Here is an 11,036-nt window from a genome sequence, read left to right as displayed (position 1 = left end):
TCCTTGATCGCCTGCCAAGGTGGTTCGATAGGCTCCATGGTCTCGATGTCAAAGGGCGGAGGCGGCGGGCGCGGGAGTGTGAGGATTCCCTCCCACAGCCCATGGAGACGGAGGAAGAATTGAATTTCCTCGCGGCGGATGACTTTGCGGACGGGTTTCATGGTGCCCTTGCAGCAGGGGCACTGGAGCGGATCGCCGCCCCCATCCTTCGCCACCTCCGTCGCCGAGGCTATGGAGGTCAGGAAGGCTACGGAGGGCAGGCCAGATCTGGAGGATGAGGTCACGCCAGAGGGGGCGCATGTCGCGAGCGGATTGTTTCGGTGGTGCGGGGATGAGGAGGATTTGGGCAGGCGGCGGTTTTTCGGGCAGAGGCTCAGGTTTGGGCAGTCGGATGATGCGGTCGGGGATGAGCGGAGTTTGGCCACGGGTTTTGTGTTGGTAGCGCGGCCTCGCCGTAGGCCGCATGCCAAAGGAGGGAGAAAGCTGGATGCCAAGGATCGACTGACGGCCTGTGCTTGGGCTGGGCTTTCGCGTCCCTTTGGCATGCGCTCCCGGCGGTAGCGCGCCACCTTTGATGACGGTCTGGGTGCTGGCGTTCCAGGTGATTTTCTGGAGGGAGAAGGGATGGCGCAGAAGATATTCGGCGAGGCGTTTGCGGCCGGCGCTGTCGTGGGCGGCGACGGGTTTTTCGCCGCCGTCGTGGATGTGGAAGCCGGAATGTTGCCAGGAGAGCAGGTCGGCGAGTTTTCCGGGGCTGATGAGCTTGGCTTCGCGCAGGGCGTGGAGGAAGCGGTGGCGGAAGAGTTCGATGGCAGGGTCGAGATCTTCGGCGGGCATGCAGTGGAAATGGCCGTCGCGGGTGAAGAGGCCGTCGCGGGTGAAGAGGCCGTCGCGGGCGAGGACATGGAGGTGGGGGTGGAAGCGGAGGAAGTTGCGAGCTCGTCCAGGTCTGAATCAGCAGAGCCGGACCATGTCCTTGATGAACTGGCCCCAGAGAAAGACGAGGCCGCGCTTGGAGTATTGGAAATGCCCGTCGCCGGTGAGCTTGATGAGTCCGGCGGCGAGGTTGTGATCCACCTGTGTGCGCATTTCCTGCTCGATGGAGTTTTCGATTTCCTCGGGGTCCGGCATCCTCAGGCGATCCACCGGGATCTTCACGCGGCCGAGATATTTCCGGTGGTCCGCCAGAATCTGATGGAAGCAGCTGCGCTCGCACGGGACGTGGTTCCACTGGACCTTCGGCGGGTATTGCAGCGTCGGCGCGAAGGGGAAATTCGTGGTGCGCCAGGTTCCGCCGTCGGTGTCGTGCGAGGTGATGGAAATGAAGGCGAAGGCCACGTCGCTCTGTTCGCACAGGCAGACCGCAGCGACCGCGCGCTCCTCCGGGTGCCAGAAGAGCCGGAAAAACTGCTGCATCCCGGCCCATTCCCAGCCGCAGTCCGAGACGTGCTCGAAGCCCGCTTCCTCCATCGCCGCGGCAGCCTCGATGGCGTTCGGGAAGAACGACGGATTCGGCACTTCGCGGTGGCGCAACCGGTTGTTGAGCGGCAGGCGCATCCGCCGGATCCGCGTGAGTAGCTCGATCCATGGCAGGAAAAACCACAGCAAGGCGCCGAGCAGGCCGCCGAGCAGACTGCCGGTCAGGAAATAGAGCAGGCAAAAACTCGCCGCCAGAAACGTCAGCGCCCCGAGCTTGCGCAGGCAGCTAGTCCGCGCCGAGCGCAGCGCCACCGCCAGAATCAGCAGGCCGATGACAATAAGGGTTTCACGCATGGGAGTCGGGTCGAAGGGGAATTGCCGCAGCGGCACCAGCTACGAGTCCCACCGCTACCGGAACCGCGCAAGAGCTTGTTTTCAGCATGATGACGGTTTCATCCCCAGGACTGTCCGAGAAGCTCCCGCAATCTCGCCGGATCGGTCGCCGAGGTCTTCGCCACGAAACCGCGCGCATGCGCGAAATGCACGTCCTCGCAGCCCTCGATCCGGGTGAAATCCAAGCCCGGATGATCGTTGTGGCGGGAGAGCCCGAAACCCGCGCCGCGGCGGTCGGGATACACCAGCCCCGCCACCTCGCTCGCCGCCGGATGAGACTCGATGAACCGCGCCAAACCCGACGACGGCTCGTCCGGCATCGGCGAGGTGCGCGGCATATATAACACCTTGAACGGCCCGGTCGGTGTTTCGATTTCCCAAAACTCGCCGACGTCGCCGATGAAATTCAGCCGCTCGCGCAGGTTCTTCAAATAGTCGAGCAAGTCCTGGCCGATCCAGCGCATCACCTCCCACAGCGGCTCGCCCGGCTGCAACTCCCACGCCCCGGCGAAGCGGCGGAGCAGCGTCGTATCGATCGGCGAGTTCAGTTTGAACAGGGTTTCCCGCGCCACGCCGAGCCAGCGCGCCGTCTCGATGGGCCCGCGCGTGTCGAACCATTCCGCCGGCTCCAGCCAGTCGCAGAATTTCCGCGCGTCCTCGTAAACCCCGAGGTGCTGCAAAACCAGACTCAGCGCGCACACCGGCGGGTGGTCCTTCGGAAACTGGTGATGATCGAAATTCCCCCGCGCCGGCGCGTGCTCGTGGCCGACATCGACCACCGCGGTGGAGAGATCCGCCAGATCCGCGGCCGTCGGCTCGCGGCGGACGATGGTCACCGGATTCTCGGCGAGTAGAAGACAGCAGGCCAGAAACTCGTCTTTGTGCGAGCCGCCGGGGTGGGTGAGGATTTTGGAAAAAGTCATGCGGAAGGCCGGCACCTTAAGCAGTCCCGGCGTCATGGGAAGTTTTTTGAAATCGCCCTTTCCGCTTGGTTTTTTCACGTCAGCTTCATCCAGGTTTCACCGAAGCCGGCCAAACCTCCCGCCAACCATGAACCCCGCCACCTTCCGCCGCCAACTCCGCCACTGGACCTTCCACTGTCTGCTCAACGCCCTGCCCAGCTTCATCATCGCCGCGGCTTGGTTGAAATTGCGGAGCCCCGTCGCGGTGGCGGCGATGCTCGCCGCGATCGGCACTTTCATTCTGCTTTACGCCACGCTCACCTCGCTCGACGGTCCGCTTTCTGCCCCCAGCCATGTTTTCTCACGCGCACTCAAACTCGGCGCCAAGATCCGCGCGTGGATCTCCGGCTTGTCGCTGCTCGTGCTGCCGTCCGAAAAGCTCATGCTGTTCATTCCGGATTTCTGGTGCGGGTTCCTCTCAGTCGGGCTGCTGGCCCGCGCTGCGGAACTTCTCCACTCGGGCACCAATGCCTTCAACTTCTTCAACGGAAATGCCGCCGACAAAAGCTTCCTCCCGATCTACGCCACCACCTTGCTGGAAGGCTTCATCCTCTCCTTCATCCTGCTGATGATTTCCCTCTTCGCCGTGATTTTCCTCCAGTCCCGCGACCGGCGGAAATTCTTCGCGGACGCAAGATCGGCAAGCGATCCTTCAATTTCGTGACCCGTGTTCTGACGATCGGCCTGGTGATTGCGATCTCCGGCTTTCGGGACGGATTTTCAATTCATGCACCGGATGGTTTACGGAGCAGGTTTTCATGGACGATGGCCCTCCCAAGTTGACCTGCACCCGTCGAAACGCTATTCATTACCCATGTCCACGCAGCAACTCACTTCAGCAGCAATGTCGCTTCCGCTCTCCGAGCGAGTTTCCCTCGCGCAGGCGCTCTGGCAGAGTATTGACGTCGGCTTGGCAAATGCCGACGAGGACCAAGCGGTGGAGGAAGCGATTCGCCGCGACCAAGAGCTTACTTCAGGCGCGGTGACCGGCCGCACTCACGACGAGGTCATGCAAGCCGCCCGGAACGCCATCGGATGCGCCTGATCTACCACCCCGACGCCGAGGCTGAACTCATCGAAGCGGCCCGGTTTTACGAACAACGGATCCACGGACTGGGGGCTCGGTTCCTTGACTCCGGCGACCGGAAGAAATTCTTCGCCCTTGCCGATTCCCGCTGATGCGACGATGGGTGAATCCATGTTTCTCCACCGCAGCGGAAACATTATCCCGAATCCCGCCTTGCCATCCCGGGAAAAACCGTGCATAGCCCGCCCCCCTTCGCACGGAGGCCGTCCATTATCCAATCGTTCCCATGTCTCTGAAAATTCGAAATCTCGCCATTATCGCCCACGTTGACCATGGGAAAACCACCCTCGTCGACCAGCTTCTCCAAGCGGGCGGCACCTACCGTGAAAACCAAGCCACCACCGAGCGGGCCATGGATTCCATGGACCTCGAGCGCGAAAAGGGCATCACCATCAAGGCGAAAAACACCGCCATTCTCTGGGAAGGCTACACCATCAACATCGTCGACACCCCGGGCCACGCCGACTTCGGCGCCGAAGTGGAACGCGTCATGAAAATGGTCGATGGCGTGCTCCTCGTCGTCGACGCCTCCGGCGGCCCGCAGGCGCAAACCCGCTTCGTGTTGCGGAAGGCCATGCAGGAAGGCCTCAAGCCCATCGTCGTCATCAACAAGATCGACCGCCCGCTCGCCACTCCGCTCAAGGTCCACGACCAAGTCCTCGAACTCTTCCTCGACCTCGACGCCGACGACGAGCAGTTCAACGCCCCATTCGTCTATGGTTCCGCCCGTGACGGCTATTTCATGGATCATCCCGATGACGAGCGGAAGGATTGCATCCCGCTTCTCAAGAAAATCATCGAGTTCATCCCCGAGCCGAAAGCCGATCCCGAGGCACCGTTCCTCATGCTCGTTTCCAACATCGAGTGGGATGAATACGTCGGCCGCGTCGCCGTCGGCAAGGTTCTCGGCGGCAGCGTGAAAAAGGGCGACACTATTTTCCTTCTCCGCCAGGACGGCACCAAGGTGCAGTCCAAGGTCATGAAGACCTTCACCTACTCCGGCCTCGCCACCGCCGACTCCGATGGTTGCGGCGCGGGCGGTATCGTCGGCATCGCCGCCGGTATTGAAAACATCGACATCGGCGAAACCATCGCCGGCAGCGCCGAACAGGAACCGCTTCCATTCGTCGCCATCGACCCGCCGACCGTTTCGATGCAGTTCTCCATCAACGACGGCCCGCTCGCCGGCAAAGAAGGCAAACACGTCACCTCGCGCGCCATCCGCGAGCGTTTGATGCGCGAGTTGAAGACCAACATCTCCATCACCGTGGAGGACACCGACATGTCCGGCGTCTTCAACGTCTCCGCCCGCGGAGCCATGCAGATCGCCGTGCTCGTCGAGCAAATGCGCCGCGAAGGCTTCGAAGTCCTCGTCTCCCGTCCGGTCGTGATCTATCGCCGCGACGACAACGGCAAGCTGCTCGAACCTTTCGAAACCCTCTACGTCGAAGCCCCGGGCGACTACACCCAAGGCATCCTGAAAATCCTCATGAACCGCAAGGGACTCATGGAGCACATGGACACCGAGGCCTCCGGCCGCGTCTTCATCCAAGCCACCATCCCGACGCGGGGCCTGATCGGTTTCGAAACCGAGCTCGTCAACCTGACGTCCGGCCACGGCATCATGTCGCACTTGTTCAAGGAATACGCACCGCACGCCGGTGAAATCCAGAACCGCACCACCGGCACGCTCGTCTCCATGGACGCCGGCACCGCCACCCCGTTCTCCCTGCAAACGCTCGAAGACCGCGGCATTCTCTTCGTCGCTCCCGGCGATGCGGTTTACGGCGGCATGCTCGTCGGTGAAAACCCACGCGTGGGCGACCTCCCGGTCAACCCCGTGAAGGAAAAGCACCTCGACAACATGCGTTCGTCCGGCAAGGACAAGACCTCCAAGCTGACCCCGGCGCTGCGCTTCTCGCTCGAGCGCGCCATCGAATACATCGATGCCGACGAACTCGTCGAAGCCACCCCGCTCAACATCCGCCTGCGCAAGCGCATCCTCGACGCCAACGTCCGCAAGCGGGCGCAAAAAGGCACCGAAGACCGCGCCGCCCGCTAACCCGTGGCGGCGGTCTCCAACCGCCAGGCCCCTTCCCAAAAAGCCTCTCGTGCGAACGAGAGGCTTTTTTTGCGTCCCCTTTTCCGCAGGCACCCGGGCATCCGCAGTTTGAATGACATCGATTTGCCGAGCAGAGATGGCGAGAGTGTCCGGTCTCAGGCGGCGTCTTTGGGGAGCACACGAGGAAGTCCGAAACCTCCTGAGCGGATGGCTTTCCAAATAGCCTCAGCCATCCTGACCTCTCCCGGGAAGTTGCCGGTTCGCCGGGAAAACCAATGAACCCGGTCTGGCAGTTTTGATCCGGTGCAATTAGGCCGCGGCCATGCCGCAAATCCAACTTCCCATCTTCCCGTCCGGCAGCACCGCCATCACCAACGAACTCGCCTTCGAACAACGCGATGGCACCGTGTATTAGCTCAACGGCTGTTTCAGAAGCCTCCCGCCAAAAGCAAATTCCTTGGCAATCCACGCCGCGCCAGCCGTTCGCGTCCGGCGTCAACGCCTCCACGGAATCAATCGCCGCCCGGCACCGGCACCGTGTCATCGCCGGTGCCGGGGCTGACATACTCCCAGCGATTCCGCGGGATGAGCGCCGGGACGCTGGCACCCTGGTGCCCTGCGTGATCGGCTGAAATCGCGGACACAAAAAAAAGCCCGGTGTTGCCACCGGGCCATTTGAAAATTTCAGCGGCAACTCAAATGATACCGGCCTTCTTGAGCGTCACGAAAGCACCATTCTTGTTGATGGTCTTCAGCGCGCGGCAGCTCAGCTTGATGCGGATGAACTTGCCGAGCTCGGGCACCCAGATGCGCTTGTTTTGGAGATTCGGGGAAATCGTGCGCTTCACGACCTTGGTGACGTGACGACCGATACCGCCCTTTTTCTTGGCCAAACCTGAACGGTGGATTTTGCCGCCGGAGCGGACGCGGGTTCCTCGAATACTACAGATACGTGCCATAAAAAAATTGGTTGGAGTTGCGGGACGCGGAGAATGGCCACCAGACCCGACCCGTCAAGACGAATTCTGCCAATTTCCGCTTAAAGTTGCTTCAGCCGGTTTTTCCGCAGCAGATTCAGCCAGCGCTCGATGTCCTTGAAAATGACCTCCTTCTTCTCGTCATACATCAGCAAGTGGAAGGCCTGCGGGTAGTCGCGGTAGGTTTTCGAGGCCCCCGGCGGGATCCGGGCGACGAAGCCGCGGACGTCGGAATCATTGTTGAAATAGTCCTTTCCGCCGTGCAGGACGAGGACCGGAGAGCGGAAGGCGGCCGCGCAGGCGTTCATGTTTTCAATCAGCCCGGCAAGCGCACCGATCATCCGCAGCGTGTATTGCTCAACGCTGTAGGGGTTTTTCTTGCTCTGCTCCGCGTGGGTGGTCGTCTGCGTCATTTGCACGTCCTGGCCGCCGGCGAGGGTCGCCAGGGAAATCCGGGCGAGCGGCAGCGTGGTCGCCGCGATTTGCACCAGGCCCGGCGTCCACGCGGGAATGTCGTCGCGGAAGCGGACGATCGGGGAGGACAGGATCAGGCCGTCACAAGGCGGATCGCCGGCGGGTGACTCGCGCCAGGCATGCGCGGCGATGAGCGCGCCCATGCTCTCGCCAAACCACACGATTTTGGCATCCGGATGCTGCTCCTGGACCAGTTGGGTGAAAGCAAACAAATCGCGATACCAGTCCCTCGGATCGCCGATATCGCCGCGCCGCTCGCGAATCGGATCGCTGCCCTGACCGCGGACCTCGTAGGCGTAAAGCCCGGTGGCCGGCTGGTATTGGAGAAGGTGCTTGCCGAGGTTCGCGTAGTCGATGGAAGCCCCGCAAAATCCGTGGATGCCGATGAGCACAACGTCCGGCTCGGTGGCTTCCGAAATCCACTTGCGATAACCGAAGCGATCCACCTTCGTGTCGAGCGCGGACTTGGCTCCCGGCGATTTCTGGTGGTTCACCAGCGTGTATCGGGGAGCGCACGCGACCACGAAAAGCGCCACCACGCAGGCGGCGAGCCTGCTGATTTTCGAAATCGCAAATCGTGGCATGCCGGGAATTTCGCAGAAATCAACGAAAGCGCAATGCCGCATGCTGCCCTGAAAATACCGCGCCCTCGCAATAAATTGAATTCCCATCAGCCGGATTTCGTATATGCATGCGATCGGTCCAATCCCTTGTTTTCATGAAAAGCCACCTCCCCGTCATCGCCGCGATCCTGTCCACCCCGCTGGCCGCTTCCGCCGCTCCCCGGCTGGTCGTTTCCACGCCGTCGCTGGTCCCGGAATCCCAAATCGACCTCGTCCTCGACTCGCCGGTCATCGCCACTTCCGAACTCGGAAAAACCACCGACAACACCTGGCTTGAAATACAGCCCGCGCTGCCCGGCAAGCTGCTGTGGAAGGCGCAGAACATCGCGCAATTCATCCCCGCGCAAGCTCCGGCGATCGGCGCGACTTACACGTTTTCGATCCCGAAAAACCACACCCATCTTGACCAATCCGCCGTTCCCGCCGGGAAATTCGCCACGCTCGCCAGCGAACCGTTCCGCGTCATCACCGCGAATCCTCCTAACCGCTGGTCGTCGGACTACTCGCCGTCAACCGGCGCGTGGCTGATTGTTTTCAACGACGCCGTCGATCCCGCGGCCGCCGCGGCGTTTGTCTCGTTCAGTTCGAACTCCGGCCAGCGCGTCGCCGCCCGCCTTGAGCGCGCCACCGTCGAGCGCGCCGGTTATTACGCGAACAACCACAAGCCATGGGCGGCGAGATTCCCGAACGCCCCGACTCCGGAAACCACGCCCGAGAGCCCGGCACCCAACATCATCGTCGCCACCCCCGTCTCACCGCTTCCCGTCGGCAAGGGCTGGGAAGTCTCCGTGCTCAAGGGGCTGCCGAACCTATCCGCCAACGCCCGCCTCACCGAAGACAGCGGTTATGAAATCGGCAAAATCGAGCCGTTCAAAATCACCGACATCAAGCCGCGGGTCGTCGCCGACGAGCCCCGCCATATCATCATCCACCTCAACCAGCCCGCCCCGGAAAAGCTGCCTGCGGATTTCCTCGAAACCTGCATCGAGATCTCCCCGCGCCCGGAAAACCTCCAGGCCGAGGCTGACGGACGGGAAATCGAGCTGTCCGGAGATCTCTCGGAAAACGACACCTACACGGTCACCCTGAAGCCTCCGTTCACCTCCAAGGGCGGCCTTGGACTCGCCGGGGCGTTGACCCGGAAAATCACCTTCGAGCACCTCAAGCCGCACATCGCCTTTCCCTCAGAAGACGTCGGCCAGCTCGCTAACGGCAACCGCAAATACCGGATGCTCACCCTCAATCTCGAAAGCGCCCGCGTCCGCATCAAGAAACTCGCCGGCGCCGACCTCATCCGCGCCTTCCAAGGCTATCGCCATTTCACCGGCAACGGACCTAACAACGAGCCGATCCGCCCCACCGCCCCCGTTCCCTATCCGTTGATCGTCGGCACGCCCGTCGCGGATCTGGAAATCCCCCTCGGCAACCCCATCGACACCACCAAGATCATCACCCTCGACTGGGATGAGGTTCTCCCCAAAGGCACGCGCTACGGCGTGCTTTTCGTCGAGGCCTCGGGAAAATGCCACGCGACTTGCGACACCGAGAACCGCCCGACGACGCAGGCGATCCTCCAGCTCACCGACATCGGCCTCGCTTGGAAGCTGACCCCGCACGAAGCCATGATCTACGCCTTTTCCTGCGACACCGGCGCGCCTCTTCCCGGCGTGAAACTCCAACTTTACGGCGAGGACGCCGTCGCGCTCCAGTCCGCCACCACCGATGCTTCCGGGCTCGCCACCATTCCCCGCTCCGAGGCGCTCCGCCACCTCCACGCCTCGCTCGGCGCGGACAGCTACCTAACCGCTTTTGACTCCTCGCTCGACAGCGTCGGCCTCTGGCATTTCCCGGTCCGCTATTCGTGGAACAAACCCGCCGAAGCGCCGCGCAAGGCGTTTCTCTTCACCGACCGCTCGCTTTACCGCCCCGGCGAAACCGTCCACCTGAAAGGCATCGTCCGCACCCAGCGCGGCAACGCCATCGAGCCCGCGAAACCCGGCCCGGCCCTCGTCGTCATCATCGATCCCACCGAGAAGGAAATTCACACCCGCCCGGTCACGATCTCGGAAAACGGCTCCTTCGATTTCACCTACTCCCTGCCGGCCGGAAAAACCGGCACCCACCTGATCCGCCTCGAATACCCCGAGGAACTCGCCGAAGCCGCGGGGCTCGAAGACCAGTGGCAAAAACAAGAAGCCCTCCTCGCCAGCGCCCGCTTCGAGCTTCCCCTGCGCGTCGAGGAATTCCGCCGCAACGCCTTCGAGGTCGGACAAACCGTGGCCACGCCCGCGCCCGGCGCGACTAACATTTCCGTGGACCTCACCGCAAAATATTACCAAGGCCAGCCCGTCGCCGCCGGCAAGGTGAAATATTTCAGCCGCGTCACCGCGCAAAACCCCTACCCCGAACGCTTCCGGGACTTCCTCTTCGGCAATCACCGCACCAACGACTGGGCCTACTGGTATCACTACTTCGGCTACCGCGATGACGACGAAGCCGAGACCCAAACCACCCAGGTCCAAGGCGAGGCCCTGCTCTCCGCCGACGGCAAGGCCACTCTATCCGTCGCCATCCCGCAGGCGGAATTCCCCACCTCCCGCGAAGTCGTCATTTCCTCCGAGGTCACCGATGCCAACAACCAGACCCTGACCTCCGCCACCACCACCACGGTGCATCCCGCGACGGTCTACGTCGGCGTTTCCAGGATCGACAGCCTCGTCCGCGCGGGCGACGCCGTGCCGTTGAAAATCGTCGCCACCGATCCTAACGGCGAGCCCTTTCCCGGAGCCGTGAAAGTCACCGCCACGCTCACCCGCGAGGTGAATTCCGCAGTGAAATCCCGCATGGATTCCGGCGCGACGACCACGCGAAACAACGTCGAGGAGGAAACCATCTCCACCACCGAACTCACCCTCGACCCCGCCGCCTCCGCCGGGCAAGGCACCGTCCTAACCGTCACGCCCAAGTCCAACGGCCGCCATTTCCTCACCCTCCGCGGCACCGACCCGGACGGCCGCGCCTTCGCCACCGTCACCTATT

10 protein-coding genes and 1 pseudogene are annotated in these 11,036 nt (G+C 62.4%); 5 read left to right on the top strand and 6 right to left on the bottom strand.

The features are described 5' to 3' along the window. Positions 1-48: 48 nt before the first annotated feature. From AC4DF4_RS16185 to AC4DF4_RS16175, 3 genes and pseudogenes are all read right to left on the bottom strand, one after another. Positions 49-915, bottom strand: a pseudogene (locus tag AC4DF4_RS16185) (transposase); the annotation flags it as partial. 39 nt (positions 916-954) lie between these two features. Beyond that, positions 955-1,773 carry a hypothetical protein gene (locus AC4DF4_RS16180; protein ID WP_490049147.1) on the bottom strand — a complete coding sequence of 273 codons (819 nt, stop codon included), beginning with the start codon at positions 1,771-1,773 and terminating at the stop codon, positions 955-957. A gap of 98 nt (positions 1,774-1,871) precedes the next feature. Beyond that, a complete protein-coding gene (locus AC4DF4_RS16175; protein ID WP_490049146.1) occupies positions 1,872-2,771 on the bottom strand; it encodes an MYG1 family protein in 900 nt (299 codons plus the stop codon). A gap of 91 nt (positions 2,772-2,862) precedes the next feature. Between AC4DF4_RS16175 and AC4DF4_RS16170 the strand changes: the two genes are divergently transcribed. From AC4DF4_RS16170 to typA, 4 genes are all read left to right on the top strand, one after another. Continuing rightward, on the top strand, positions 2,863-3,438 hold the full coding sequence (locus tag AC4DF4_RS16170; RefSeq protein ID WP_490049145.1) for a hypothetical protein: 576 nt from the start codon (positions 2,863-2,865) through the stop codon (positions 3,436-3,438). Positions 3,439-3,588: 150 nt separating this feature from the next. After that, a complete protein-coding gene (locus AC4DF4_RS16165) occupies positions 3,589-3,819 on the top strand; it encodes an addiction module protein (protein ID WP_490049144.1) in 231 nt (76 codons plus the stop codon). Then, entirely contained in the window at positions 3,810-3,953 is a 144-nt protein-coding gene (locus AC4DF4_RS16160; protein ID WP_490049143.1) for a hypothetical protein, read from the top strand. Before AC4DF4_RS16165 ends, AC4DF4_RS16160 begins: the two co-directional genes overlap by 10 nt. A gap of 134 nt (positions 3,954-4,087) precedes the next feature. Then, positions 4,088-5,923: a translational GTPase TypA gene (gene typA / locus AC4DF4_RS16155; protein ID WP_490049142.1), complete on the top strand. Its 1,836-nt coding sequence runs from the start codon at positions 4,088-4,090 to the stop codon at positions 5,921-5,923. 512 nt (positions 5,924-6,435) lie between these two features. On the opposite strand, the gene AC4DF4_RS16150 is transcribed toward typA, so the two are convergent. From AC4DF4_RS16150 to AC4DF4_RS16140, 3 genes are all read right to left on the bottom strand, one after another. Next, positions 6,436-6,567, bottom strand: coding sequence for a hypothetical protein (locus AC4DF4_RS16150; RefSeq protein ID WP_490049141.1), 132 nt, complete (start codon positions 6,565-6,567; stop codon positions 6,436-6,438). A 51-nt stretch (positions 6,568-6,618) separates the two neighbouring features. After that, positions 6,619-6,882 (bottom strand): 50S ribosomal protein L28, encoded by a 264-nt coding sequence (gene rpmB, locus AC4DF4_RS16145; RefSeq protein ID WP_490049140.1) that lies wholly within the window; start codon positions 6,880-6,882, stop codon positions 6,619-6,621. Between the two features lie 80 nt (positions 6,883-6,962). Further along, positions 6,963-7,958 carry an alpha/beta fold hydrolase gene (locus AC4DF4_RS16140; RefSeq protein ID WP_490049139.1) on the bottom strand — a complete coding sequence of 332 codons (996 nt, stop codon included), beginning with the start codon at positions 7,956-7,958 and terminating at the stop codon, positions 6,963-6,965. A 134-nt stretch (positions 7,959-8,092) separates the two neighbouring features. Here AC4DF4_RS16140 and AC4DF4_RS16135 point away from each other — a divergent pair. Further along, positions 8,093-11,036: MG2 domain-containing protein (locus AC4DF4_RS16135; RefSeq protein WP_490049138.1), on the top strand; the 2,944-nt coding region annotated here is incomplete at its 3' end.

It is taken from the genome of Luteolibacter sp. (genome assembly GCF_058122085.1).
This window is presented reverse-complemented; position numbering and strand designations above follow the sequence as displayed.